This window comes from Enterobacter sp. DTU_2021_1002640_1_SI_PRY_ASU_LCPMC_013 (assembly GCF_032389435.1).
In the GTDB taxonomy this organism is placed as follows: Bacteria; Pseudomonadota; Gammaproteobacteria; order Enterobacterales; family Enterobacteriaceae; genus Enterobacter; species Enterobacter hormaechei_C.
In genome coordinates this window covers 2,296,221-2,321,331 of record NZ_CP135594.1, presented here as the reverse complement: position 1 = coordinate 2,321,331, position 25,111 = coordinate 2,296,221, and the positions used below count along the sequence as shown (strand labels likewise).

22 protein-coding genes and 1 pseudogene are annotated in these 25,111 nt (G+C 56.7%); 14 read left to right on the top strand and 9 right to left on the bottom strand.

Annotated features, from left to right (window positions below; all coding sequences use genetic code 11):
- Window positions 1–5: 5 nt before the first annotated feature.
- From RS584_RS11035 to RS584_RS10995, 9 genes and pseudogenes are all read left to right on the top strand, one after another.
- Window positions 6–2,269, top strand: a pseudogene (locus tag RS584_RS11035) (NtaA/DmoA family FMN-dependent monooxygenase).
- A 9-nt stretch (window positions 2,270–2,278) separates the two neighbouring features.
- Complete coding sequence (locus tag RS584_RS11030) at window positions 2,279–2,788, top strand: GNAT family N-acetyltransferase (protein ID WP_003857004.1); 510 nt, start codon at window positions 2,279–2,281, stop codon at window positions 2,786–2,788.
- A gap of 9 nt (window positions 2,789–2,797) precedes the next feature.
- The gene (locus tag RS584_RS11025; RefSeq protein ID WP_315749811.1) at window positions 2,798–3,724 is read left to right on the top strand and encodes an amino acid ABC transporter permease; all 927 of its coding nucleotides are present in this window, start codon (window positions 2,798–2,800) and stop codon (window positions 3,722–3,724) included.
- Complete coding sequence (locus tag RS584_RS11020) at window positions 3,708–4,481, top strand: amino acid ABC transporter ATP-binding protein (protein ID WP_017693375.1); 774 nt, start codon at window positions 3,708–3,710, stop codon at window positions 4,479–4,481. Before RS584_RS11025 ends, RS584_RS11020 begins: the two co-directional genes overlap by 17 nt.
- 9 nt (window positions 4,482–4,490) lie before the next feature.
- Window positions 4,491–5,378, top strand: a complete 888-nt coding sequence (locus tag RS584_RS11015) for a transporter substrate-binding domain-containing protein (protein WP_315749809.1) — start codon at window positions 4,491–4,493, stop codon at window positions 5,376–5,378.
- A 41-nt stretch (window positions 5,379–5,419) separates the two neighbouring features.
- Entirely contained in the window at window positions 5,420–6,037 is a 618-nt protein-coding gene (locus tag RS584_RS11010; RefSeq protein WP_006810732.1) for a glutathione S-transferase family protein, read from the top strand.
- Between the two features lie 37 nt (window positions 6,038–6,074).
- Window positions 6,075–6,305, top strand: a complete 231-nt coding sequence (gene pptA / locus RS584_RS11005) for a tautomerase PptA (protein ID WP_003857012.1) — start codon at window positions 6,075–6,077, stop codon at window positions 6,303–6,305.
- Between the two features lie 186 nt (window positions 6,306–6,491).
- Window positions 6,492–7,493 carry a Kdo(2)-lipid IV(A) acyltransferase gene (locus tag RS584_RS11000; protein WP_047732036.1) on the top strand — a complete coding sequence of 334 codons (1,002 nt, stop codon included), beginning with the start codon at window positions 6,492–6,494 and terminating at the stop codon, window positions 7,491–7,493.
- 91 nt (window positions 7,494–7,584) lie between these two features.
- On the top strand, window positions 7,585–8,226 hold the full coding sequence (locus RS584_RS10995) for a DNA-binding protein (protein ID WP_032669835.1): 642 nt from the start codon (window positions 7,585–7,587) through the stop codon (window positions 8,224–8,226).
- Here RS584_RS10995 and RS584_RS10990 read toward each other — a convergent pair.
- Entirely contained in the window at window positions 8,219–8,518 is a 300-nt protein-coding gene (locus RS584_RS10990; RefSeq protein ID WP_111962547.1) for an ArsR/SmtB family transcription factor, read from the bottom strand. The two genes, RS584_RS10995 and RS584_RS10990, sit on opposite strands and share 8 nt — an antisense overlap.
- 161 nt (window positions 8,519–8,679) lie before the next feature.
- On the opposite strand from RS584_RS10990, the gene fusA reads away from it, so the two are divergent.
- A complete protein-coding gene (gene fusA, locus RS584_RS10985; protein WP_315749802.1) occupies window positions 8,680–10,779 on the top strand; it encodes an elongation factor G in 2,100 nt (699 codons plus the stop codon).
- A 48-nt stretch (window positions 10,780–10,827) separates the two neighbouring features.
- On the opposite strand, the gene RS584_RS10980 is transcribed toward fusA, so the two are convergent.
- The gene (locus tag RS584_RS10980) at window positions 10,828–11,400 is read right to left on the bottom strand and encodes a flavin reductase family protein (RefSeq protein ID WP_017382293.1); all 573 of its coding nucleotides are present in this window, start codon (window positions 11,398–11,400) and stop codon (window positions 10,828–10,830) included.
- 105 nt (window positions 11,401–11,505) lie between these two features.
- Here RS584_RS10980 and nhoA point away from each other — a divergent pair, with 105 nt between their 5' ends.
- Together nhoA and RS584_RS10970 are read left to right on the top strand one after the other, a co-directional pair.
- A complete protein-coding gene (nhoA, locus tag RS584_RS10975) occupies window positions 11,506–12,351 on the top strand; it encodes an N-hydroxyarylamine O-acetyltransferase (RefSeq protein WP_315749799.1) in 846 nt (281 codons plus the stop codon).
- Between the two features lie 94 nt (window positions 12,352–12,445).
- Window positions 12,446–12,895 carry a hypothetical protein gene (locus RS584_RS10970; protein WP_047365085.1) on the top strand — a complete coding sequence of 150 codons (450 nt, stop codon included), beginning with the start codon at window positions 12,446–12,448 and terminating at the stop codon, window positions 12,893–12,895.
- Between the two features lie 88 nt (window positions 12,896–12,983).
- Here RS584_RS10970 and narI read toward each other — a convergent pair whose 3' ends face one another.
- From narI to RS584_RS10945, 5 genes are all read right to left on the bottom strand, one after another.
- Window positions 12,984–13,664: a respiratory nitrate reductase subunit gamma gene (gene narI / locus RS584_RS10965; RefSeq protein WP_063138338.1), complete on the bottom strand. Its 681-nt coding sequence runs from the start codon at window positions 13,662–13,664 to the stop codon at window positions 12,984–12,986.
- Window positions 13,661–14,356 carry a nitrate reductase molybdenum cofactor assembly chaperone gene (gene narW / locus RS584_RS10960; RefSeq protein WP_315749795.1) on the bottom strand — a complete coding sequence of 232 codons (696 nt, stop codon included), beginning with the start codon at window positions 14,354–14,356 and terminating at the stop codon, window positions 13,661–13,663. Before narW ends, narI begins: the two co-directional genes overlap by 4 nt.
- On the bottom strand, window positions 14,356–15,900 hold the full coding sequence (narH, locus tag RS584_RS10955; RefSeq protein ID WP_315749793.1) for a nitrate reductase subunit beta: 1,545 nt from the start codon (window positions 15,898–15,900) through the stop codon (window positions 14,356–14,358). Before narH ends, narW begins: the two co-directional genes overlap by 1 nt.
- Window positions 15,897–19,637, bottom strand: coding sequence for a nitrate reductase subunit alpha (locus tag RS584_RS10950; RefSeq protein ID WP_315749791.1), 3,741 nt, complete (start codon window positions 19,635–19,637; stop codon window positions 15,897–15,899). The genes narH and RS584_RS10950 overlap by 4 nt, the downstream gene beginning before the upstream one ends.
- 67 nt (window positions 19,638–19,704) lie before the next feature.
- On the bottom strand, window positions 19,705–21,054 hold the full coding sequence (locus tag RS584_RS10945; RefSeq protein WP_315749967.1) for a NarK family nitrate/nitrite MFS transporter: 1,350 nt from the start codon (window positions 21,052–21,054) through the stop codon (window positions 19,705–19,707).
- Here RS584_RS10945 and RS584_RS10940 point away from each other — a divergent pair.
- On the top strand, window positions 20,967–21,221 hold the full coding sequence (locus tag RS584_RS10940; RefSeq protein WP_315750049.1) for a hypothetical protein: 255 nt from the start codon (window positions 20,967–20,969) through the stop codon (window positions 21,219–21,221). The genes RS584_RS10945 and RS584_RS10940 overlap by 88 nt on opposite strands.
- A 79-nt stretch (window positions 21,222–21,300) precedes the next feature.
- Here the strand turns inward: RS584_RS10940 and RS584_RS10935 are convergent, their stop codons facing one another.
- Window positions 21,301–21,876, bottom strand: coding sequence for a TetR family transcriptional regulator (locus RS584_RS10935; protein ID WP_015570471.1), 576 nt, complete (start codon window positions 21,874–21,876; stop codon window positions 21,301–21,303).
- A gap of 116 nt (window positions 21,877–21,992) precedes the next feature.
- Here RS584_RS10935 and RS584_RS10930 point away from each other — a divergent pair, with 116 nt between their 5' ends.
- Window positions 21,993–23,483, top strand: a complete 1,491-nt coding sequence (locus tag RS584_RS10930; RefSeq protein ID WP_315749789.1) for an MFS transporter — start codon at window positions 21,993–21,995, stop codon at window positions 23,481–23,483.
- Between the two features lie 45 nt (window positions 23,484–23,528).
- On the opposite strand, the gene ompC is transcribed toward RS584_RS10930, so the two are convergent.
- Window positions 23,529–24,602: a porin OmpC gene (ompC, locus tag RS584_RS10925; protein ID WP_017382300.1), complete on the bottom strand. Its 1,074-nt coding sequence runs from the start codon at window positions 24,600–24,602 to the stop codon at window positions 23,529–23,531.
- Window positions 24,603–25,111: the final 509 nt, after the last annotated feature.

The following is a 25,111-nucleotide window of genomic DNA, read 5'->3' as shown; positions in this document are numbered from 1 at the left end:
TGAATATGTCTGCACATCGTCAATTGCGGCTGGGGACCATTTTGCATGGTGCATCCGGAAATATGTCTGCCTGGCGCCACCCGGCGGCGGTCGCGGATGCCAGCATTAATTTTGATTTCGTTAAAGAAACGGCTTTAAAAGCAGAAGAGGGCAAGCTCGACTTTATATTTGTGGCCGACGGCCTTTATATTAACGAGAAATCCATTCCGCATTTTTTAAACCGCTTTGAGCCGCTGACGGTGTTGTCCGCGCTGGCGAGTATCACCTCGCGCCTGGGGCTGGTCGGCACGTTATCCACCTCCTACAGCGAGCCTTTCACCGTTGCACGCCAGTTCGCCAGCCTCGATCACCTGAGCAACGGACGCGCGGGCTGGAACGTGGTGACGTCACCGCTGGAAGGGTCAGCCAGGAACTTCTCCCGCGAAAAACACCCGGAGCATGCGCTGCGCTACCGCATTGCCGATGAGTATCTCGACGTGGTGAAGGGGCTGTGGGATTCCTGGGAAGGGGATGCCTTTATCCGCAATAAAGAGAGCGGACAGTTCTTTGATGCGTCGAAACTGCATACTCTTGATCACCACGGTGATTTCTTCCAGGTTTCCGGCCCGCTGAATATTGGCCGCACGCCGCAGGGACGTCCGATTGTCTTTCAGGCTGGTGCGTCCGACGACGGTAAAAAGCTGGCGGCAAAACACGCTGACGCCATCTTTACCCACCATGACACGCGGGAAGAAGCCCAGGCTTTTTACCGCGATGTTAAACAGCAGCTGGAAAGTCACGGCCGTCGCGCAGAGGATTTACATATATTCCAGGGCGTCAGCGTGATTGTTGGAAACGACGCCGATGACGTAGAAAACCAGTATCAAACTACGGCGGCACTGGTCTCCATTAATGATGCGCTGAATTACCTCGGACGTTATTTCGAGCATCACGACTTCAGCCAGTATCCCCTCGACGCGCCGTTCCCGGATATTGGCGATTTGGGCAAAAACAGCTTCCGCAGCACCACCGATGAAATCAAGCGTAACGCCCGTGAGCGCAACTTAACTCTGCGTCAGGTCGCGCTGGAAGCCGCATCGCCGCGCCCGCGTTTTTCCGGCACACCGGAGCAGGTGGCCGATGGTTTACAGGCCTGGTTCGAAGAGAAGGCGGCGGATGGCTTCATCATTCAGGGCGGCACGCCGGACACCTTCCCGCGCTTTGTCGACCAGGTGGTGCCCGTTTTACAGGCGCGCGGCCTGTTCCGCACCGACTATCCCGGCACCACGCTGCGCGAAAGTCTGGGCTTAGACGAGCCCAAAAATCAGTTCACACAACAATAAAAGAGAAAAATGCTATGCAGAAATCATCGCTTATTCTGGCGCTTGCGCTGGCCTTTACCCCTGCCGTCTGGGCAGAGAACGTCAATATTAACGGCACCGGCGTGAGCATTGAGGCCAATAAAACGCCGATCAATACCGCCAAAAACAGCGATGCGATCGCGCAACTGCCGAAAGACTATCGTTTTGCCGTGCCGGGGAAATTTACCGTGGCGGTGGCGGGACTGAATCAACCGCCACTGACGGTCTTTTCCGACGACAACAAAACTCTGCTGGGAAGTGAGGTCGACATCGCGCGTCTGGTAGCGGACAGCCTCGGACTGGAGCTGAACGTGGTGCCCACCTCCTGGGAGGACTGGCCGCTGGGGGTTGCCTCCGGGAAATACGACGCGGCTATCAGCAACATCACCGTCACTAAAGCGCGCAAAGAGAAGTTCGACTTCGCCACCTACCGCAAGGATTCACTTGGCTTCTACGTGAAATCCACCAGTCCGATCAACTCGCTTGTGAAGGCAGAGGATATCGCCGGGCTGCGCATCATCGTGGGTTCCGGCACCAACCAGGAGGCCATCCTGCTGGCATGGAACGAAGAGAACCTCAAAAAAGGGCTTAAACCCTTTACGCCGATCTACACCAAAGACGACGCGGCCCAAACGCTGGCGCTTCAGTCCGGACGCGCGGACGCCTACTTTGGCCCGAACGTGATCGGTGCCTGGAAAGCGGCGCTTAACGGTAAAACCAAACTGGTCGGCAGCGTCGACGGCGGCTGGCCGAAGGCGGCGCATATCGCGGTGACGCTGAAAAAAGGCAGCGGCCTGGTCGAACCGGTTCAAACCGCGCTGAACGGCGCGATCAAGAACGGAGATTACGACAAAGTGCTGAACCGCTGGGGGGAAGGCGTGGAGCGTATCCCCAGTTCCGAAGTTAACCCGGCGGGTCTGGGCGATTAAGGAGGCGCTATGCGCGAACAATTTCGTGACGTTTCGCCGGAAGATGCCGATCTTCAGCCCATTATCGAGGGGCTTTTCGGTGAGTACGCCGCTCGTTACGGCGACTACTTTTCAAAGGATGCGGAAGTCGAGCTGACAGAGTGGTACCTGGCGCCGCAGGGGCTGTTTATCGTCCTGGAGCGCGATGGCGAGATCATCGCCACCGGTGCGTACAAGCCCTTCGACGAACATACCGCAGAGATCAAACGCATCTGGACGAATAAAACGCTGCGCCAGCAGGGGCTGGCCGCGCGCGTGGTACAGGAGCTGGAGCGCCGGGCGGTGCTGGCGGGCTACAGCCACATCTACCTGACCACGGGGTTTCGTCAGCCGGAGGCGGTGCGGCTCTATCTCAGTCAGGGGTATCAGCCGCAGTTCGATCTTAACCGTGACCCGGAAGAGTACAGCCAGCCGCCGTTCGACGGTCGGCTGCGTTTCACCAAGACGCTGATCCGCGAAGCGCTCAGCAAAACCGCATAAGGAGCGACGATGAGCAACGTTGAAACCATAAAAGTGGTCCCGGCACGTTATCCGCTGCGTGCTGCTGGCGCCGTGGTGGCGCTGTTTGTGCTGGCGGTCGTAATCCAGTCCGTGGCCTTTAATCCGCGCTGGGAATGGGCGGTATTTGCCCGCTGGTTCTTCGACCCGGTGATCCTCGAAGGCGTCGGCCAGACGCTGCTGCTGACGTTGATAAGCACCGTACTGAGCGTGGTGATTGGCGGCATGCTGGCGCTGGCGAGGCTCTCGTCATCATGGCTGTTGAGCAGCCTGGCGTGGGGGTACATCTGGCTGTTCCGTTCCCTGCCGCTGATCGTGGTGCTGATTATCCTCTATAACTTCTCCTATCTCTACGACACGCTCTCTCTCGGCGTGCCTTTTACCGGCATTACCTGGGGCAGCTTTGAAACTATCAATGTTCTCGGGCAGTTTTCTACCGCCATCGTGGGGCTGACGCTGGTGCAGAGCGCCTATACTGCGGAGATCATTCGCGGGGGCTTCCTTGGGGTCGACCACGGTCAGTATGAGGCGGCCGCTGCGCTGGGTCTGCCGGCGTGGCGTCGCACGGTGCGCATAATTCTCCCCCAGGCGCTGCGCACCATCCTGCCGTCCGGGTTTAACGAAATCATCAGCCTCGCCAAAGGGACGGCGATGGTTTACGTGCTGGCGATGCCGGAACTGTTCTACACGATCCAGATGATCTACAACCGCACCCAGGAGGTGATCCCGCTGTTGATGGTGGGGGCCGTCTGGTATCTGGTGATCACCACCGTACTGTCTGCCATCCAGCATGTTATTGAGCGTGGACTCGCCCGCAGCGATCGCCGCTCCGCCGTAAACCACAACCGGGCGACCAGCCGCGCGCGCTCCGTCACCACTTCGCCAGCACAGGAGCCTGTTCATGCAAGCCTCTCCTGAAGGACACATTTCCATTACCGGCGTCAGTAAGTTTTTTGGCCGACATAAAGCGCTCGATAACGTCACGCTTGAGATCCCGCCGGGCTCCGTGACGGTGATCCTCGGCCCCTCTGGATCGGGAAAATCGACGCTGCTGCGCACCATTAACCATCTTGAGCGCGTAGACGAAGGCTTTATTCAGATTGACGGGGATTACATCGGCTATCGCCGTCAGGGTGACAAACTCTACGAGCTCAAAGAGAAAGAGATCCTTAAACAGCGCGTCAACGTTGGGTACGTGTTTCAGAACTTCAATCTTTTTCCGCATCTCACGGTGCTGGAAAACCTGATTGAAGCACCCATCGCGCATAAAAAGTTCAGTAAAAAAGAGGCTGTTGAAAACGCCTACAGCCTTCTGGATGTGGTAGGTCTGCGCGATAAAGCCGATGCCTGGTCGCGTCACCTCTCCGGCGGCCAACAGCAGCGTATCGCCATTGCCCGCGCGCTGGCGCTGCGCCCGCGCGTGATGCTGTTTGATGAACCCACCTCGGCGCTGGATCCGGAACTGGTTGGCGAAGTGCTGGACGTGATTAAAAAGCTCGCCCGTTCCGGCACTACGCTGGTGGTGGTCACCCATGAGATCGGCTTTGCCCGGGAAGTGGCGGACCAGGTGGTATTTATGGTCGACGGTAAAATTGTGGAGCAGGGCAGCAGCGACGACGTGTTAAACCGACCGTCGCATCCGCGAACGCGCCAGTTCCTCTCAAAAGTGCTGTAAGGAGCGCAGATGAAATATGGACTCCTGGCGGGGCTGGTCTTCACGACGGCGAGCTACGCCAGCATTGATTTAAAGGCCAACGAACAGCCGCTGCCGGTGACGGTTGATCAACAGGCAGTGGCGAAAATCCCGGCGAACTATAAATTTGTTGAGCCGGGTATCCTCACGGTGGCGATTTCAGCCCTGAATTCTCCGCCGCTGGCGCTGCTGGCCAGTGATAACCGCACCCGTATTGGCAGCGACCCGGATATCGCCCGGTTGCTGGCGGGCAGTCTGGGGCTGAAGCTGAAGCTGGTGCCAACGGCGTGGGAAGACTGGCCGCTGGGGATCACTTCCGGGCGTTATGACGTAGCGTTGGTGAATATCGCCGTCACCGAGCAACGTAAGGCGAAGTTCGATTTTGCGACCTATCGCGTCGATTCCCTCGCCTTCTCGGTGAAATCCACCAGCAACGTACAGTCGATCACCCGTGCGAAAGATCTGGCCGGTAAAAAGGTGATTGTCGGGTCAGGCACCAATCAGGAACGTATTCTGCTGGGCTGGAACGAAGAGAATAAAAAGGCCGGGCGCGAGCCTGCGTTGCCGGTTTATCTGACCGACGACGCCTCAGGCAATCTTTATATTCAGTCCGGCAGGGCGGATGTTTTCTTTGGACCGCAGTCCGTTTCGGCCTACAAAGCCGCGTTAACCGGCAAAACCCGCGTCGTGGGATTAGGGCCGAAGAAAGCCTATGTCGCCACCACAACCAAAAAAGGTAATGGGCTGGTGTATGCGTTGCAGGCTGCGCTGGACGGTGCGATTAAGCGCGGGGAGTATCAAAAGGTGCTGGCGCGCTGGGGGGAGGCGGGCGAAGCGGTGACGTCTTCTGACGTTAACCCGCCCGGGATAACCTACTAATGGTGCTCTACACTTAGGGTTTTCATCCCTGAGGGGGCAACATGATCAAACTCTATGGCGTACCCGGCTGGGGATCGGCAATCAGTGAAGTGATGCTGACTCTGGCAGACATCCCGTATCAGTTCGTCAACGTGGACGGGTTTGACCAGCCCGGCCCGCAGCGCGAATTGCTGTTGAAACTGAACCCGCTGTGCCAGGTGCCGACGCTGGAGCTGGAAAATGGGGCGATCGTGACGGAAACCGCAGCGATCGCCCTGATGGTGCTCGACAGACGTCCCGACCTCGCGCCGCCCGTAGGGCAGGCCGAGCGCCAGCAGTTTCAGCGCCTGCTCATCTGGTTTGTGGCGAACGTCTATCCCACCTTTACGTATGCAGATTACCCGGAACGCTGGGTGCCTGATGCCCCGGAACAGCTGAAGAAAAATTGCATTGAGTACCGAAAATCGCTCTATCTGTGGTTCGACAGCCAGCTCAGCGCCTCGCCGTTTGCGTTTGGCAAACAGCTGACGCTGCTTGACGTCTATATTGCCGTTGCGCGTACCTGGGGGCCACGTCATGAGTGGTTTGCCACTAACACGCCTAATATTACCGCCGTCGCGGATGCCGTCTGCGCGCTGCCGGAACTGCACAAGGTGCTAAAAGCTAACGATATAATCTGATAACGTGGAACGCTCATCTATAAAAGGAGCCCTGCCCATGCCACACGTTGATATCAAATGTTTCCCACGCGATCTGACTGACGAACAAAAAACGGCCCTGGCGGCGGATATCGCCGAAGCGATCGCCCGTCATCTGAACAGCAAAGATCGCTCAATCTCCGTGGCGCTTCAGGAGGTTCAGGAAGCTGACTGGAAGGCGCAGGTCTGGGATACCGAGATCGGCCCGAAACTGGATGAACTGATTAAGAAGCCCGGTTATTCGATGTAACTTGCCTGCCGGGTGGTGCAATATCACCCGGCGCTCCTCGCTTTTATTCCCTTTCGCAAAAATCGATAATAAAAACCATAACGATTCCGCTACAATTCATCCTTCCGAACAATATTCGTTAAATCAGCAGGTAAGCACTGCAACTGCACCAGATTAAGTACAAATTAGTAAAAGGATAATTTTTCCATGACAAAATTACCTCAGTTTTCACTCGCCTTTATTCATCCTCGTTACTGGCTCAGCTGGGCAGGCATTGCCGCGCTCTGGTGCACGGTTCAGCTTCCGTACCCGCTGCTGTTGAAAACAGGTCACGGGCTTGGGCGTCTGGCTATGCGCCTGCTTCCACGCCGCGTGGAGATCGCCAGACGAAATCTTGAGCTTTGCTTTCCTGATATGAAAGAGGACGAGCGCGAGGGTTTACTTGAGCGTAATTTTGAATCGGTTGGAATGGGCGTCATCGAAACGGGGATAGCGTGGTTCTGGCCAGACTGGCGCGTACGGAAACACTTCAGCGTAACCGGCTATGAACATATGGAACAGGCGCGGGCGCAAGGAAGGGGCGTGGTGCTCATTGGCATGCATTTTCTCACGCTGGAATTAGGCGCACGCATCTTTGGCATGCTTAACGCGGGTATTGGTGTGTATCGTCCCAACAATAATGCGTTGCTCGACTGGCTGCAAACGCGTGGTCGTCTGCGTTCCAATAAAACCATGCTTGACCGCTATGACCTGAAGGGCATGATCCGCGCGCTGAAGCAAAACGAGATCCTGTGGTATGCCCCGGACCACGATTATGGCAAAACGAATAGCGTGTTTGTGCCGTTTTTTGCCGTCCCGGACGCCGCGACAACTGCCGGGAGCTACATGCTGGTGAAAAGTGCCAGACCGGCCGTGATCCCGTTTGTACCGCGCAGAAAAGCAGACGGCACAGGGTATGAGCTGATTATTCTGGAAGATATTAGCGATACCTTGCAGGGAGGCGACAAAGCGTCGGTGGCCACGCAAATGAACAGAGCGATTGAGCGCGCCGTGATGATGGCGCCTGAGCAATATATGTGGCTGCATCGCCGGTTCAAAACCCGCCCTGAAGGCCAGCCGGACCGGTATAAACGCAAAAAACAGGTCGCGTCTACTGCAAGAACCTTTTCTGCCAGCGATATTTCGGACCGGTCGAGTATCCAGCAGTAGCCCGGCAGGGCGGATGCCGGTGCGCTCCGCCCTTTATAAATCCTGCCGCGCTGGATAGAATTACCGCATCCATATTGACGGGATGCCCCACATGACCGGAAGAGTCGATTATCATCTGGAAAAATACGTCCTCACCGAAGCCGGCGAGCCGGAACGTCTGACGCGCCAGTGGGCCGAGGTGATGCGCGAATGTCATGACCAGAAATCCGGGGCAGAAGAGCGGCTGCGTCTCGCGCTGCTGAATGTGGATTATGTGACCAGCTTTGAGCTTCCCTTCCGGTTACTTCTTACCCGTGCACCGCAGCTGATTGATAGCATCAGAAATGAGTTTCAGCTCAGTCAAAAAAATGTCCTGTTCAACGGGAAGCGGTTTGGCTGCGTCTACAGCCTTAAACGGGATTTGAACGGCATTCCCGATGAATTTACCTACCACCTGAAGACCCGTATTCAGCGGATCGATGCGTCCGGCGGTTCGGAAGTGCCTTACCGGCAAATCGCTCAGCAGGTGAAAGCCCCCCGCGAGCGCCTCCAGCTGGCGCTGGAACAGGGGCTTGCGGTCACCGCGCTTGACGGGCTTTTCTGGTTTGGCCTCCAGCGCATAGCCGCCGAGGTGCAGCGGTTAAGGAAGACCGGGATGAGAATAGTGACGTCCGATACGGAGGTGTTCGACACCCTTACCGGAACAACACGGCGCATTCCGGTTTATCGTCTTGAGGACGCTGCCGCTACTTAGCCTGAAGCAGGATCGCCAGCAGTCCCGGAAAGCGGGCGTCCAGATCCTCTCTTCTCAGTGAGATCATATTCTCGCGCCCCTGCGGGCGCTGCCAGATCACGCCGCTGTCGCGCAGCACGCGCCAGTGGTGAGTCATAGTAGATTTCACCACCTCTTCCGGGCGCAGCGCGTTACAGCTCAGTTCGCTGCCGTCGGCCAGCCTGCGGATAATCGATAATCGCAGCGGATTGCCGAGGGCGAACAGCACATTTTCCAACACTATTTGTTCAGGTTCCGGGTGGTTTGGGATCATCGTTTTCCTGCGTCTCGCGTGAGATTGAGCTATATCAACAATAGGTCAACCGTTAAAAAATAGTTCGATAATACTCGTACAATAGGACTATTATAACAAACGAACGAACACGCGACCATCCCGGTCGTCACAAACCAGTCATGAAGACTTAAGGAAATATCATGCCCCGACCCATTCCACTCGAACGTTATCGCAACATCGGTATCTCCGCGCATATCGATGCGGGCAAAACAACCACCACTGAGCGCATCCTGTTTTACACCGGGATGAGCCACAAGCTGGGTGAAGTACACGATGGCGCGGCAACCACCGACTGGATGGCGCAGGAGCAGGAGCGCGGGATCACCATTACGTCGGCGGCGGTAAGCTGTTTCTGGCCCGGTATGGACAGAGGCTTTGAACCGCACCGCATCAATATTATCGACACCCCCGGGCACGTGGATTTCACCATTGAGGTGGAACGTTCCATGCGTGTGCTCGACGGCGCGGTGATGGTCTATGACTCCGTCGGTGGCGTGCAGCCGCAGTCGGAAACCGTCTGGCGTCAGGCGAATAAATATCACGTCCCGCGCCTGGCATTTGTCAACAAAATGGACCGCCCGGGTGCGGATTTCTTCCGCGTGGTGCGGATGATGCAGGAGCGGCTGAAAGCCAATCCGGTCCCGATTGTGATCCCCGTGGGGGCAGAAGAACACTTCACCGGCGTGGTGGATCTCATCAGGATGCGCACTATTCTTTGGGATGATGCGACGCAGGGCATGGCGTTTAGCTATGCGCCAGTGCCTGACGATCTGCTGAGCACCGCCCAGGCGTGGCGAGAAAAAATGGTTTCGGCTGCGGCAGAAGCCAGCGATGAGCTTATGGATAAGTACCTTGAGACGAGCGAACTGGATGAAGCGGAAATCATCAAAGGGCTGCGGATCCGGACTATCTCCGGCGAAATACAGCCCATGCTGTGCGGCAGCGCCTTCAAGAACAAGGGCGTGCAGCGCATGCTCGACGCGGTGATTGAATTAATGCCGTCTCCACTGGACGTGCCCGCTATTGATGGGGTAGACGAAGACGGACAGCACGCCGAGCGCCACCCAAGCGATGATGAACCGTTCTCGGCGCTGGCCTTCAAGCTGATGAGCGATCCGTACGTCGGCCAGCTGACCTTTATCCGCGTCTATTCCGGCATACTGCGTAAAGGCGACGCGGTGTACAACCCGGTGAAGGGTAAGAAAGAACGTATCGGGCGCATCGTGCTGATGCATGCCAACGATCGCCATGAGGTGGACGAGCTGCGCGCAGGGGATATCGCAGCCTGTGTCGGGCTGAAAGACGTCACCACCGGTGACACGCTGACCGACCCGAATGCGGTGATCACCCTTGAACGGATGGAGTTCCCGGACCCGGTTATTTCGCTGGCGATTGAGCCGAAAACCAAGGCCGAGCAGGAGAAAATGGGGATCGCCCTACAGCGCCTGGCGGCGGAGGATCCGTCGTTTCGCCTGCACACGGACGAAGAGTCCGGACAGACCATTATCTCCGGGATGGGCGAGTTGCATCTGGAGATCATCGTTGACCGCATGAAGCGTGAGTTTGGCGTTGAGGCGAACATTGGTCGTCCGCAGGTCACCTACCGTGAAACTCTGCGTAAAGCGGTGAAGGATATTGAAGGTAAATTTGTCCGACAGTCCGGCGGGAAAGGGCAGTACGGTCATGTGGTCCTGAGCCTTGAGCCGTTAGCCGCCGGGAGTGGTTTTGTGTTTGAAGATGCCACCAAAGGCGGGGTGGTGCCGCGGGAGTACATCCCGTCGGTGGAAAAAGGCTTGCGAGAAGCCATGAATACGGGAGTGCTGGCGGGCTATCCGGTGGTGGATGTGAAAGCGACCCTGACGTTTGGTTCCTACCATGACGTTGACTCCTCGGAGATGGCCTTCCGCATGGCGGCGATCCTCGGCTTCAAAGAGGGCGCACGGCGGGCGGATCCGGTTATTCTTGAGCCGGTGATGCACGTTGAGGTGGAAACGCCGGAAGAGTACGCCGGGAACATTATGGGCGATCTCTCCTCCCGTCGCGGCCTGGTGCAGGGGATGGCAGAGCAGTACGGCAGCCAGATTATTCGCGCTGACGTCCCGCTGGCTGAGATGTTTGGCTACGCCACCACGCTGCGCTCGATGTCCCAGGGGCGCGCGACGTATACGATGGAATTCCATCATTTTGCGGAAGCTCCGCGGAATGTGGCGGATGAGATTATTGCGAAGCGTGTTAAGTAATAAAAAGCCCTCTTCCTCAGGAAGAGGGCTTTTCTTTTTTGAGGTGCGTTAATCCAGCGCCTTCACCATTTTCCCGCTCGCGACAAACGTACCCGCACCCAGATGATGCAGCGTATTCAGCTTATCCCCGTCAAACTGCCAGCGTCCGGCGACAAATGCGCGTTCATCCGCCGCGGCGGAAACCACTTCGCCAAACAGAGTGTCATATTTCTCGGCCGCAGAGGTTACAGGTAATAACCGGCACTCCATCCACGCCAGACATTTCTCTTCTATAACCGGCAGCCCAAGCTCAGGGCCATAAATAACCGGGATCCCGTAGCAGTTAAATTTATCCTCGTCGCGCCCGCTGACGCTGCCGACCGCCCAGGTCCAATTGGCTGCCGCCACGCCGGGGATCACAATGCCGAATTTCCCGCTGCGTTCGATCAACTCCCGTGACCACGCGCTTTTGTCTACCACAATCGCGATACGCGGGGGTTCAAATTCCACCGGCATAGACCATGCGGCGGCCATGACGTTGCGACGATCGATGGTCTCATCCCGGCTGGTGATGAGCACGGTTGGACCGTGATTCAGAAGACGGCTGGCATGGCGTAATTCAACAGGGCGAAAGTGGTTCATAGGATCTCCTCATGTACACGATGAGTATGACGAAAAAGCACTTTTGCGCATATGCATAAGGGAAAATAGTTTATAAACAGGGGATATCACATCCTGGAGCAAATCATGTCCCCATTTCTGAGTGCTTATTTCGCCCGCACGGGCTGGCAGCAGCCCGTACAGGTTGATATCGATACCCTGCGGGGGCTGCATTTACACCATAACTGCGCGATCCCTTTCGAAAATATTGACGTCGTTTTGCCGCGGGAAATCCATCTGGACGACGGGTGTCTGGTGGATAAACTGGTCACCGCGCGTCGGGGGGGGTATTGCTTCGAGCAAAACGGCCTGTTTGAGCGGGTATTGCGCGAAGTCGGTTTTACGGTGCGCAGCGTGCTGGGGCGGGTTGTGCTGGCTAATCCGTCGCAGATGCCGCCGCGTACGCACCGGTTGCTGCTGGTTGAGCTGAACGGCGAGCGCTGGATCGCCGATGTGGGATTTGGCGGACAAACGCTGACGGCGCCGATTCGTTTGATCGCCAACGAGGAACAGGAAACCCCGCACGGGAGTTATCGTTTGCTGAGCGAGGGTAACGACTGGGTACTGCAATTCCGCCATCACGAGCACTGGCAGTCGATGTACCACTTCGACCTGGCGACCCAGTACTTCAACGATTACGTGATGGGAAACTTCTGGTCGGCGCACTGGCCGCAGTCCCATTTCCGTCATCACCTGCTGATGTGTCGCCACCTGCCGGACGGGGGCAAGCTGACGCTGACCAACTTTAATTTTACCCACTGGCAGAACGGTCATGTGGAGGAGCAGATCCATTTGCCGGATGCGGAGGCGCTGTATAAGCTGATGCAGGCGTGGTTTGGCCTGGGCGTTGATGACCCGAAGCACGGCTTTACCCTGGCCGAGCTGACGGCCGTGATGGCGGGGTTTGATACGCATCCGCAGGCGGGTAAATAGCCCGGTGGCGGCTACGCCTTACCGGGCCTACGGGTGCCCGAACGTAGGCCGCCATTCGGCGGGTTAGTTTAAACATCATCGAAGGCATGCTGATATGGAAATCTTGTTGCGGAATAAATTCAGTTCAGTGGGAATGTTACTCGGGGTTATTGCACTGCTTGTCTCATTAGTGCAGTTCACCTTTGGTCCTTTTTCAACAAAGTCGACAGCGCTTGAAATTGTTGTGGCTGAAAAGGTTTCGGCGGTGAAAAAAGGGATTATTGCTGGCATCAAAGGGGAACAACCGACCGTTGAGGCGAAAAAGAAAACGGTCGATATCGACAGTATTCTTATCAATAGCGGAGTAATTTTGTCTGTGGTGGCATTAGGGCTTGCCTTCACGGGTGGGATGCGCAAAGAGAACCGATGGGGGGTGAGTGGCGCACTGTTTTTTTCTGGGGCTACGCTCGCTTTTCATGCGGCGTTACTGGCTTTTGGTCTGATCGTCGCAGTGTTGCTGCTGCTGTTGGTTATTTCAGTCGTCAGCGGAAGTACACTGTTCTGACAGTGCGGCCCGGTGGCGGCTACGCCTTACCGGGCCTACAGCGGCTTGAAACGTAGGTCGGGTAAGGCGTAGCCGCCACCCGACAAAATCAACGGCGCGATCTCACTACCTGATACCGACGGGTGAAGTACTCAAACGGCGCGCTCCACACGTGCACCAGGCGGGTGAATGGGAAGATAAGGAAGATCGTCATCCCCAGCACCAGATGCACGCGGAAGATCGGCGCGACGCCGCTTAGCATTTCTGACGAGCCTCCCTTAAACGTCACGATCCCCTGCGCCCAGCCGACCAGCTTCATCATCTCGCTTCCGTCAGGATACTGAGCGGAGAAAGGAATGGTCGACAGCCCAAGGATGCACTGAAGCAGCAGGATACTCATGATGATAATATCCGGCGTGGTGGACGTGGCGCGCACCCGCTGGTTGAACAGGCGGCGGTAAAGCAGCATCGACCCGCCAATCAGCGTCAATACGCCGCACACACCACCCGCCATCATCGCCAGCTGCTGCTTAACCGCGACGGGTAAAAACCAGGCGTACATCCAGTGTGGGGTTAACATGCCGAACAAATGCCCGAAGAAGATCCCCAAAATCCCGATATGAAACAGGTTAGAGCCCCAGTTCATACCGCGTTTGCTGAGCATCTGGCTCGACGAGGCGCGCCAGGTGTATTGCCCGTAGTCGTAGCGCAACCAGCTGCCAAGGAAAAACACGGTGGCGCAGATGTACGGATAAATGTCATAGAAAAACACGTTCAGGTAATGTGTCATTTTGGGCCTCCGGCGCTGACGTCCACGTACTGCGGCGCGACGTCCTGGCTAAAGCGTCGTTGATATTGCTGCATCGGCGAGCTGTCGCACGATGTGGCGTTGTCTTCGATAAACTTCACCTGTTCCTCTTCCCACACGGCGTCCAGCGCCTGACGGGTATCATCCCGTTTTTCACCAGACACCTGCTTCGCCACGCTGTCGCTGGAAAGCCGTGTACCGGCCAGCGTCAGCAGGGCGTCAAACAGCTGGTAATGCGCCACCTCGCGCTGTTTCAGCCGGCCGCCAATCAGCGCCAGGATCGGCGCGACGTTTTGCAGCCCTTCACGCGCCTCGTCATCGCTGACGATACTGAGATATTCCAGATAGAGCGGCAGATAGTCCGGCAGCTCGCGGCAGTCAAGCTGAAGGCCGGCTTTCTCATACTGGCTCATCAGGTCTACCATCGCCTGACCGCGATCGCGGGACTCGGCGTGAACGTGCTCGAACAGCAGTAGCGACGTTGCGCGCCCGCGTTCAAACACTTCGCACCATTCGGCCTGCTTATCCAGCAGCGGGGCGCTCAGGTGCTGCTGCGCAAACGGCAGCAGCATGGGCGCGTCCTGTTCCACCAGGGAAAGCGCTTCTTCACGGTTTTCCCACAGCAGCTCATCGGGATACTCAATGAGCAGCGCGATGATTTTGAGGATCTGCATTATTCTCCCTCCCCGTGTTCGCGCACTTCGGTGATGTTGATCGCGTCGATGCGGCTGCTGTTGAAGAGGTTGAATTTGGTGTCGGAGCCGTGGCAGCCGTCGCCAAAGGTGAAGCCGCAGCCGTCTTTCTCCGGGAAGGCGTCGCGCGCCATTTCCCGGTGGCTGGTCGGGATCACGAAGCGGTCTTCATAGTTGGCGATCGCCAGATAGCGGTACATCTCTTCAACCTGCGCTTCGGTCAGGCCCACTTCTTCGATGGCGCGGGTGTCGGTCACGCCTTCCACGGTCTGGGAGCGTTTGTAGTGGCGCATCGCCATCATGCGCTTCAGGGCGCGCAGCACCGGCCCGGTATCGCCTGCGCTGAGCATGTTCGCCAGATACTGCACCGGAATGCGCAGGCTCTCTACGGCAGGCAGGACGCCGTCACTCTGCGGCAGGCCGCCGGCGTCCGCGTAGGACTGGATCGGTGACAGCGGCGGCACATACCAGACCATCGGCAGGGTGCGGTATTCCGGATGCAGCGGCAGGGCAAGCTTCCAGTCCATCGCCATTTTGTAAACCGGGGAACGCTGTGCCGCGTCGATGACGTTCTGCGGAATACCCTGTTTTAGCGCTTCTTCAATGACCGCCGGATCGTTCGGGTTAAGGAACACGTCGCACTGGCGCTCGTACAGATCGGTTTCATGCTCGGTGCTGGCGGCCTCCTCGATACGGTCCGCGTCATACAGCAGCACGCCAAGGTAGCGGATGCGCCCGACGCAGGTTTCCGAACAGACGGTCGGCTGACCGGACTCAATGCGCGGGTAGCAGAAGATGCACTTCTCTGACTTGCCGCTCTTCCAGTTGAAGTAGATTTTCTTGTACGGGCAGCCGCTGATGCACAGACGCCAGCCGCGGCATTTGTCCTGGTCGATCAGCACAATGCCGTCCTCTTCGCGCTTGTAAATCGCACCGCTCGGGCAGGTGGCGACGCAGCTCGGGTTCAGGCAGTGCTCGCACAGGCGCGGCAGGTACATCATGAAGGTGTTTTCAAACTGACCGTACATCTCCTTCTGGATCTTCTGGAAGTTGCGGTCGCGGGCGCGTTTTTCGAACTCGCCGCCCAGCAGCTCTTCCCAGTTTGGCCCCCATTCGATTTTATCCATCCGCTTGCCGTCAATCAGCGAGCGCGGGCGGGCGGTAGGGAGGTGATCGCCCTCTGGCGCGCGGTGCAGATCCTGGTAATCGAAGGTGAAGGGTTCATAGTAATCGTCAATCTGCGGCAGGACGGGGTTAGCGAAAATCTTCGACAGCACGCCCATTTTTCCGCCGAGGCGCGGGGTCAGCTTGCCGTGAATACCGCGGATCCAGCCGCCTTGCCACTCATCCTGATCTTCCCAGTTTTTCGGATAGCCGATACCCGGTTTGGTTTCGACGTTATTGAACCACGCGTACTCCATCCCTTCGCGCCCGGTCCAGACGTTCTTACAGGTGACCGAGCAGGTGTGGCAGCCAATGCATTTATCGAGATTCAGAACCATGCCAACCTGTGAGCGTATTTTCATTTTTTCGCCTCCTGTACCTGATCCCGACCTTCGCCGTCCAGCCAGTTAATGTTTTTCATTTTACGGATCATGATGAACTCGTCGCGGTTCGAGCCGACGGTGCCGTAATAGTTGAAGCTGTACGCCAGCTGCGCGTAGCCACCGATCATGTGGGTCGGTTTCGGGCAGACGCGGGTGACCGAGTTGTGGATCCCGCCGCGCCGTCCGGTTACTTCTGACCCCGGAATGTTGAGGATGCGCTCCTGAGCGTGGTACATCATGGTCATGCCCGGCGGCACGCGCTGGCTGACCACCGCGCGGGCGGTGAGGGCGCCGTTGGCGTTAAAGGCTTCGATCCAGTCGTTGTCCTCAATGCCCAGCACGCGCGCGTCGGTTTCGCTGATCCAGACGATTGGCCCCCCGCGCGACAGGGTTTGCATCAGCAGGTTTTCGCTGTAGGTGGAGTGAATGCCCCATTTCTGGTGCGGCGTCAGGAAGTTAAGCGCTTTTTCCGGGAATCCGTTCGGCGGGATTTCGCGCATATGGGTAACGCTGCGGGTGTCAATCGGTGGACGATAGGCCACCAGACTCTCCCCGAAGGCGCGCATCCAGGCATGATCCTGATACAGCTGCTGGCGGCCCGAAATCGTGCGCCACGGGATCAGCTCGTGAACGTTGGTATAGCCTGCGTTATAGGAGACGTGCTCGCTCTCAAGGCCGGACCACGTCGGGCTGGAGATGATTTTGCGCGGCTGCGCCTGAATATCGCGGAAGCGGATTTTCTCATCTTCTTTGTTGAGCGCCAGATGGGTGTGATCGCGTCCGGTCAGTTCGCCGAGGGCTTCCCAGGCTTTGACCGCGACCTGACCGTTAGTTTCCGGCGCAAGGGCGAGGATCACCTCTGAAGCGTCAATGGCGGTCTCGATGCGCGGACGACCTTTCGCCGGGCCGTCAGGCTTGACGTAGTTGAGCTTGCCGAGGAAATCGACCTCATTCTGGGTGTTCCACGATATGCCTTTTCCGCCGTTGCCGAGCTTATCCAGCAGCGGCCCAAGGGCCGTGAAGCGCTCGTAGGTTTCCGGATAGTTGCGCTCGACGACTGCAATGTTTGGCGCGGTTTTGCCGGGGATCAGATCGCACTCGCCTTTGCGCCAGTCCAGAATATCAAAAGGCTGCGACAGCTCCCCCGGTGAGTCATGCTGAAGCGGCTGTAGCACCACGTCAGTTTCGGTACCGAGATGTCCGACGCACACTTCAGAGAAGACTTTGGCGATGCCCTTGTAAATCTCCCAGTCGCTGCGGGACTCCCACGCCGGGTCAACGGCTGCGGAAAGCGGGTGAATAAACGGATGCATGTCCGAGGTATTCATATCGTCTTTTTCATACCAGGTGGCGGTGGGCAGGACGATATCCGAGAACAGGCAGGTGCTGGACATACGGAAATCAAGCGTCACCAGCAGATCCAGCTTGCCCTCAATGGCGGCGGTTTGCCATTCCACCTCTTCAGGTTTCACGTCGTCCGTTGAGCCTAAATCCTCACCCTGAATACCGCTCTCGGTGCCAAGCAGGTATTTCAGCATGTATTCATGGCCTTTCCCGGACGAGCCAAGCAGGTTAGAACGCCAGACAAACAGGTTGCGCGGGTGGTTCTTACCGTTATCCGGCTGTTCGCAGGCGAAGCGGATATCGCCCGATTTTAACGCCTGAACGGTGTAGTCCTGCGGCGACATGCCGGCGGCGTCCGCCCGGGCCTTAACGTGCAGCGGGTTGAGATTAAGCTGTGGAGCCGACGGCAGCCAGCCCATGCGCTCGGCGCGGACATTGAAATCAATCAGGTGACCGGTAAACTTCGATGCGTCTGCAAGGGGAGAAAGCAGTTCCTGTGCGGTGAGCTTCTCATAGCGCCACTGGCTGGCGTGGTTGTAGAAGTACGATGTGCTGTTCATCTGGCGCGGCGGACGGTTCCAGTCCAGCGCGAAGGCCAGCGGCAGCCAGCCGGTTTGCGGGCGCAGCTTTTCCTGGCCGACATAGTGCGACCAGCCGCCGCCGCTCTGCCCGACGCAGCCGCAGAAGACCAGCATGTTGATCATCCCGCGGTAGTTCATGTCCATGTGGTACCAGTGGTTCACACCGGCCCCGAGGATGATCATCGAACGACCGTGAGTTTTGTGCGCCGTGTCGGCAAATTCACGGGCGATTTTTTCTATCAGATAAGCGGGGACGCCGGTAATTTGTTCGCCCCAGGCCGGGGTATAGGCTTTTATCTCGGCGTAGTTTGTCGCCGCGTTACTGTCTTCCAGACCGCGATCGAGGCCGTAGTTTGCCAGCACCAGATCGTACACGCTAACCACGCGTCTCTGGCTGCCGTCGGCCAGCGTCAGGGTTTTACTCGGTACGCGGCGCGTCAGCACCGGCTCCTGCTTCACGCTGCGGAAATGCGGATTCTCGTTGCCCCCGAAGTAAGGGAAGGCCACGTCTGCCACGCTGTCGTGGGTGATGAGCAGGGAAAGCGTCAGCTCGGTTTCCTGTCCTGCAGCCAGCGACTCCAGGTTCCATTTGCCTTTTTCACCCCAGCGGAAGCCGATGGAACCATTCGGCGCCACCAGATTTCCGGCCACGTCAAAGGCGATGGTTTTCCACTCCGGATTATTGGTTTCACCCAGCCCGTCGGCCAGATCCGACGCGCGCAGCATGCGGCCCGGCACCACGCGACCGTCAGCCTGTTCATCCAGCAGGACCAGCATCGGCATGTCGGTGTAGCGGCGGCAATAGTTGAGGAAGTACTCGCTCGGGTTATCGAGGTGGAACTCTTTAAGGATCACATGGCCCATCGCCATGGCAAGGGCGCTGTCGGTACCCTGTTTGGGGGCCAGCCACTGGTCGCTGAGCTTCGCCACCTCCGAGAAGTCCGGCGTAATGGCGACGGTCTTGGTGCCCTTGTAACGCACTTCGGTAAAGAAGTGGGCGTCCGGGGTGCGCGTCTGCGGCACGTTCGACCCCCAGGCAATGATATAGCTGGAGTTGTACCAGTCCGCGGATTCCGGCACGTCGGTCTGTTCGCCCCAGGTCATCGGCGACGCCGGTGGCAGATCGCAGTACCAGTCATAGAAGCTCAGGCAGGTGCCGCCGAGCAGGGAGAGATAGCGCGTACCGGCGGCATAAGAGACCATCGACATGGCCGGGATGGGGGAAAAACCGGCTACCCGATCCGGGCCGTAGTTTTTGATGGTCCAGACGTTGGCGGCAGCAATCAGCTGGTTAAGCTCTTTCCAGTTTGAGCGGATAAAACCGCCTTTTCCGCGCGCTTTCCTGTAGCTCTGCGCTTTCTGCGGATCGTTCTGGATGGCATCCCAGGCCAGCACCGGATCGGTATGCTGCGCCAGCGCCTCGCGCCAGAGTTCGATCAGCCTGCGGCGTACCAGCGGGTACTTGAGACGGTTGGCGCTGTAGAGATACCAGGAGTAGCTTGCGCCACGCGGGCAGCCGCGCGGTTCGTGGTTAGGCAGGTCAGGGCGGGTGCGCGGATAGTCGGTCTGCTGGGTTTCCCAGGTCACCAGGCCATTTTTGACATAAATCTTCCAGCTACAGGAGCCGGTGCAGTTAACGCCGTGGGTGGATCGCACAATCTTGTCGAACTGCCAGCGCTGACGATAGCTGTCCTCCCAGTCGCGGTTGGTGTGGTACACCTGCCCGTGCCCATCGGCGAAACTGTCGCCTTTTGTTTTGAAGTAACGGAAGCGGTCCAACAGTTTGCTCATGACATTTCTCCTGCTTCGATAGCATGGCCGGAGGGTGAGACATCACGTTCCGGCGAAGAGGTAGTTATTATTTTTGTGAGGATTTGCGGCCGTACACCAGCCAGGTGACGAGCACGCAGACGATGTAAAACACGAGGAAGACTTTCATGGCGCCCACCGGGGAACCGGTCATCGCCAGGGATGTGCCAAAGGCTTTGGGAATAAAGAACCCGCCCACCGCACCGATGGCAGAGATAAAGCCCAGCGCGGCAGCCGTTTCGGTCACCGCTTCATGCTGTGCCTGTTCGTCGCTTCCGCCCTGTTTTTTCACGCGGTCGAGGGTGATTTGGCGAAAGATAATCGCGATCATCTGGAAGGTCGAGCCGCTGCCCAGGCCTGCGGTGAGGAACAGGCCCATAAAGACCAGATAGAAGGCCATAAAACTGCCTGAACCTGACCCGGGGAGCGTCAGGAAAATCAGGGCGCTAAAGATGGCCATAAAGACGAAGTTGATCAGCGTCACCCGTACGCCGCCCAGCCTGTCTGAAATCATCCCGCCCGCCGAACGCGCCAGAGCGCCGATCAGCGGACCAAAGAAGGCGAGGTGGAGGATATTTACGTCCGGAAACTGGGTTTTCGACAGCATAGCAAAGCCTGCCGAGAAACCGATAAACGAGCCGAAGGTTGCCAGATAAAGCAGGCTCAGCAGCCAGAGATGAAAGCGTTTAAGCACCGGAAGCTGGCTGGCAATGGACGCTTTCGAGCTGGCGATGTCGTTCATGCCAAAAAACGCCGCAAGGGTAGCAAGAATCAGCAGCGGGGCCCAGATCCACGCCGCGTTCGCCAGCCACATCGTCGAGCCATCCTCCTGGGGGACGCCGTGAACGCCGAGAAAGGTAAACATCGGCAGGAAAATCACCAGCGGCGCAACCAGCTGCATCACGCTCACGCCCAGGTTACCCAGCCCGCCGTTAATGCCCAGCGCGCTGCCCTGTCTGGCTTTCGGGAAGAAGAAGCTGATGTTTCCCATGCTGGAAGCGAAGTTGGCGCCGGCAAATCCGCAAAGCAGTGCGATGATGATAAAGACCCAGTAAGGCGTGGCGGTATTCTGGATGGCGATCCCAAGCCAGACACAGGGTACGACCAGGATAACGGTACTTAACACGGTCCAGTAACGTCCGCCAAATATCGGCACCATAAAAGAGTAGGGGACACGCAATATCGCGCCGGAAAGAGAAGGTAATGCCGTTAGCATAAAAAGCTGATCGGTGCTGAAATTAAATCCGACCTTATTAAGATTTACCGCAATAGCGCTAAACAACATCCAGACACAAAACGCGAGAAGCAAACATGCCACGGAAATCCACAGGTTTCTTCGTGCGATATGTTTCCCTTTATTCTCCCAAAATTGCGCGTTTTCCGGTTTCCAGTTACTCAACAGATGCTGATTACTCTTCTCGCTTTGATGTGACATATCACCCTCTTGCTTACCAAAATGGAGAGAAAAAAGAAGTAAAAACAGAAAGATATCTGTCGGCAGTTTGTAGAAATTATTGGATGTTATGGGATACATCTGAAAGGATAGATAAAAAAGCGAATCCCTGAGTTTGGAATGGGAATCAGGGTTCGCTTTATGTGTTACTAATTGTAACTGTTTTCGGAAATTAATACCCCAATGGGAGTATTAAAACAATTCGAGGGAGATAAGTTTATCCAGATGCTTATTAAATGCTGCGTCGTCCATTTCAGGCATATTTAATACGTAGATGCCATCCAGGCCACATACCAGACCAATTAAGCGCCAGGCGATATTTTCCGGCTGGTCAGCAAGCGTAAAGGCGTTGGCCTCCGCCCCGGCCCGGATAATCGCGACCGTTTCCTGGTGCCACATCTCCATGGTTAAAACGTAGGCGCCTTTGATATCGCTATCCCGGCTGGCGAGAATTTGCGCCTCGCGCCACAGTCGAATGTAGGGCTCAAACCCGCCGTCATCGCTGCCGAGCATGGCATGCAGGCGCTCGCGCCAGCCGGCGTTTTCACCAACGATTTCAGCATCCAGCAAATCGCGAATTAGCCGGACAAACGCCAGCGACTTAAGCTCGCCCGCCGACGCAAAGTGGTGATGCACCTGCCCGGTGGCGACGCCCGCTTCGGTGGCGATGCGGCGCACGGTCATCGCAGCGAATCCTTCGGTCAGCGCCACGCGCATCGCGGCCTGGAGGATCTCTTCCCGCCGCTCGTCCTTGCTCAGATAACGCATAATTTCTCACTCTCAATGGCAACGAAACGAGTGTAACAAAGAGCTGGACAAGTGTTCAACTTTACGTAGGATCGCAATCTGGACATGTGTCCAGTTTTTAACTAAAAAGGAAATTTATGTTTCGTCAGTGGTTAGCGTTAGTGATTATCGTGCTGGTGTATATCCCGGTGGCGATTGACGCGACGGTGCTGCACGTGGCGGCGCCAACATTGAGCATGACGCTGGGTGCCAGCGGCAACGAATTGCTGTGGATTATTGATATTTACTCGCTGGTGATGGCGGGAATGGTGCTGCCGATGGGCGCGCTGGGCGATCGCATAGGTTTTAAGCGCCTGTTGATGATCGGCAGCGTGCTGTTTGGCCTGTCATCGTTAGCGGCGGCTTTTGCGCCGTCCGCGGGCTGGCTGATTGCCGCCCGCGCGTCGCTGGCGATTGGCGCGGCGATGATCATTCCGGCTACGCTTGCAGGGATCCGCACCCTGTTTATTGACGTGCGGCACCGTAATATCGCCCTCGGCGTCTGGGCTGCCGTTGGGTCGGGCGGCGCGGCGTTTGGCCCGCTGATTGGCGGCATGCTGCTGGAGCACTTTTACTGGGGGTCGGTGTTCCTGATTAACGTGCCGATCGTGCTGATCGTGGTTTCGCTTGCTGCGCGCCTGGTGCCTGCTCAGCAGGGGCGGCCCGAGCAGCCGCTCAATATCAGCCATGCCATTATGCTGATTGTGGCGATTTTACTGCTGGTCTATAGCGCCAAAACCGCCCTGAAAGGGGTGCTGTCGCCGTGGATGGTGGCCTGTACGCTGCTTACCGGAGCGGTAATGCTGTTTATCTTCGTCCGTATCCAGCTACGCGCGTGCGTGCCGATGATCGACATGCGCCTGTTTTGCCATCGCATTATTTTAAGCGGCGTGGTCATGGCGATGACCGCCATGATTGCGCTGGTGGGCTTTGAACTGCTGATGGCGCAGGAGTTGCAGTTCGTGCATGGTTTTACGCCGTTTGAAGCAGGGATATTTATGCTGCCGGTGATGGTGGCGAGCGGATTTAGCGGGCCGATCGCGGGCGTGCTGGTCGGGCGTCTGGGGCTGCGCATTGTCGCGGCCGGAGGTATGGGGCTTAGCGCGGTCAGTTTTATCGGCCTGTCGACGCTCGATTTCAGCACCCAACAGTGGCAGGCGTGGAGCCTGATGGTGCTGCTGGGCTTCAGTGCCGCCAGCGCACTGCTGGCATCGACGTCAGCGATCATGGCTGCCGCGCCGAAAGAGAAAGCGGCCGCCGCAGGCGCGATCGAAACCATGTCCTACGAGCTGGGTGCTGGTCTGGGGATCGCCATTTTCGGTCTGCTGTTAACCCGCAGCTTTTCGGCGTCTATTGTACTGCCGCAGGGGCTGAGCGCGTCGCTGACCGATAAAGCCTCGTCGTCCATCGGTGAAGCGATGAAGGTGGCGCAGGAGCTGACGCCGTCTCTGGCCGAGCCGGTGATGACGGCGGCGAAAACCGCGTTCATCACCTCGCACAGCGTGGCCCTGGGCAGCGCGGGAGGCATGCTGCTGATTCTGGCGGTCGGGATCTGGTTTAGTCTGGCGAAGGTCGGAGGGCAGCAGTAATAAAAAAGGCCAGCCGCGAGGGCTGGCCTTTTGAACTAACAGATCTTAGAACTGGTAGGTCAGACCTACAGCTACGATGTTGTCGGTAGCCACTTTGGCATCTTTGGTGAACTGGCTGTCATCCACGAGGTTGATTTTGTAATCAACATAGGTGGACATGTTTTTGTTGAAGTAGTAGCTCGCGCCAACGTCAACGTATTCAACCAGGTCCTGGTCGCCATAAGAACCGATGTCTTTACCTTTGGATTTCAGGTAAGCGATGGACGGACGCAGACCGAAGTCGAACTGGTACTGAGCCACAACTTCGAAGTTCTGCGCTTTGTTGGCAACGTGACCGTTACCGAACGCCGTCATGTTGCGGGTTTCAGAGTAGGTGGTTGCCAGGTAGATGTTGTTCGCATCGTACTTCAGGCCAGCAGCCCAGACTTCTGCGTTTTCGCCACCGGCGTTCAGGTTGCTTGCAGCACGAACCTGACGGTCGGTACGGTCAGATTTCGCGTAGGTCGCACCCACACCGAAGCCGTCGAATTCATAGGTAGAAGAGAGACCCCAGCCGTCACCGTTGGATTCGGTGATATCGTCACGGTCGTTTTTACCCTGGTACTGAGCAGCCACGTTCAGGCCGTCAACCAGACCAAAGAAGTCGGTGTTACGATAGGTTGCAACGCCAGTGGTACGGCCGGTCATGAAGCCGTCAGTCTGCGTCCAGGTATCGCCACCGAACTCTGGCAGAACGTCAGTCCATGCGCCGATGTCATAAGCCACACCGTAGTTACGACCGTAGTCGAAGGAACCGAATTCATCGAATTTCAGACCAGCGTACGCCAGACGGGTTTTGTTGCCGTCGGAACCTTGAGCTTCAGAGCGATTGCCCTTGAACTCATATTCCCACTGACCGTATCCGGTCAGCTGATCGTTGATCTGAGTTTCACCTTTGAAGCCCAGACGAACATACGTTTTGTCGCCGTCGCTACCAGCATCATCAGAAAAATAGTGCAGACCAGTAACTTTGCCGTACAGATCCAGTTTGTTACCGTCTTTGTTAAAAACTTCAGCCGCGTTAACAACGCCAGCTGCCAACATGGAAGTCACTGCCACTGCAACTAATTTAAGTTTCATCTTAAATAATCCTTATAATTTTATTTAGGTATTTCCTAAGCCACCTGAGCGATTTTTAAACGAGGCTTATCGTCAATGGCAGACTATTTTTAAAATTCCGTAGACTGCTTTCAATAATAAGTTTCAAAATATTAAAGATAATTTCAATTAGTGTGATCCTGATCGGATAAATTGCCCTTAAATCGGCCAATCAGGTTAATATGTAGACATAAAGTGATTATTAACTAATCAGGATAATATGGCTGTGAATAGTTGTCGGACGTTTTAGTTTTTTGGTGGGATTAAAAGGGTTTGGCAGGGAATGTCAAAGCATGTGGCAGGATAACCTTTTTTAAAACAGTTGATTATAATTTTCTCGGGAAACCAGAACCTGTTTTTTAAGAGAAATATTCAGAAATAAACTATTGCACTTTGTGCTATATAGCGCGGGAATATTGGCGCTGAATTAATTACCTGCGTTGTCAGTTTATGTCAATTTCCACAACAACTCTGGCTTTCTGACAGCACTC

What these genes read in the sequence shown, in the direction of transcription:
- RS584_RS11030 (WP_003857004.1), top strand. Translation starts at nt 2,279, where the DNA reads ATGCGCGAACAATTTCGTGACGTTTCGCCGGAAGATGCCGATCTTCAG.
- RS584_RS11025 (WP_315749811.1), top strand. Translation starts at nt 2,798, where the DNA reads ATGAGCAACGTTGAAACCATAAAAGTGGTCCCGGCACGTTATCCGCTG.
- RS584_RS11020 (WP_017693375.1), top strand. Translation starts at nt 3,708, where the DNA reads ATGCAAGCCTCTCCTGAAGGACACATTTCCATTACCGGCGTCAGTAAG.
- RS584_RS11015 (WP_315749809.1), top strand. Translation starts at nt 4,491, where the DNA reads ATGAAATATGGACTCCTGGCGGGGCTGGTCTTCACGACGGCGAGCTAC.
- RS584_RS11010 (WP_006810732.1), top strand. Translation starts at nt 5,420, where the DNA reads ATGATCAAACTCTATGGCGTACCCGGCTGGGGATCGGCAATCAGTGAA.
- pptA (WP_003857012.1), top strand. Translation starts at nt 6,075, where the DNA reads ATGCCACACGTTGATATCAAATGTTTCCCACGCGATCTGACTGACGAA.
- RS584_RS11000 (WP_047732036.1), top strand. Translation starts at nt 6,492, where the DNA reads ATGACAAAATTACCTCAGTTTTCACTCGCCTTTATTCATCCTCGTTAC.
- RS584_RS10995 (WP_032669835.1), top strand. Translation starts at nt 7,585, where the DNA reads ATGACCGGAAGAGTCGATTATCATCTGGAAAAATACGTCCTCACCGAA.
- RS584_RS10990 (WP_111962547.1), bottom strand. Translation starts at nt 8,518, where the DNA reads ATGATCCCAAACCACCCGGAACCTGAACAAATAGTGTTGGAAAATGTG.
- fusA (WP_315749802.1), top strand. Translation starts at nt 8,680, where the DNA reads ATGCCCCGACCCATTCCACTCGAACGTTATCGCAACATCGGTATCTCC.
- RS584_RS10980 (WP_017382293.1), bottom strand. Translation starts at nt 11,400, where the DNA reads ATGAACCACTTTCGCCCTGTTGAATTACGCCATGCCAGCCGTCTTCTG.
- nhoA (WP_315749799.1), top strand. Translation starts at nt 11,506, where the DNA reads ATGTCCCCATTTCTGAGTGCTTATTTCGCCCGCACGGGCTGGCAGCAG.
- RS584_RS10970 (WP_047365085.1), top strand. Translation starts at nt 12,446, where the DNA reads ATGGAAATCTTGTTGCGGAATAAATTCAGTTCAGTGGGAATGTTACTC.
- narI (WP_063138338.1), bottom strand. Translation starts at nt 13,664, where the DNA reads ATGACACATTACCTGAACGTGTTTTTCTATGACATTTATCCGTACATC.
- narW (WP_315749795.1), bottom strand. Translation starts at nt 14,356, where the DNA reads ATGCAGATCCTCAAAATCATCGCGCTGCTCATTGAGTATCCCGATGAG.
- narH (WP_315749793.1), bottom strand. Translation starts at nt 15,900, where the DNA reads ATGAAAATACGCTCACAGGTTGGCATGGTTCTGAATCTCGATAAATGC.
- RS584_RS10950 (WP_315749791.1), bottom strand. Translation starts at nt 19,637, where the DNA reads ATGAGCAAACTGTTGGACCGCTTCCGTTACTTCAAAACAAAAGGCGAC.
- RS584_RS10940 (WP_315750049.1), top strand. Translation starts at nt 20,967, where the DNA reads ATGCCACGGAAATCCACAGGTTTCTTCGTGCGATATGTTTCCCTTTAT.
- RS584_RS10935 (WP_015570471.1), bottom strand. Translation starts at nt 21,876, where the DNA reads ATGCGTTATCTGAGCAAGGACGAGCGGCGGGAAGAGATCCTCCAGGCC.
- RS584_RS10930 (WP_315749789.1), top strand. Translation starts at nt 21,993, where the DNA reads ATGTTTCGTCAGTGGTTAGCGTTAGTGATTATCGTGCTGGTGTATATC.
- ompC (WP_017382300.1), bottom strand. Translation starts at nt 24,602, where the DNA reads ATGAAACTTAAATTAGTTGCAGTGGCAGTGACTTCCATGTTGGCAGCT.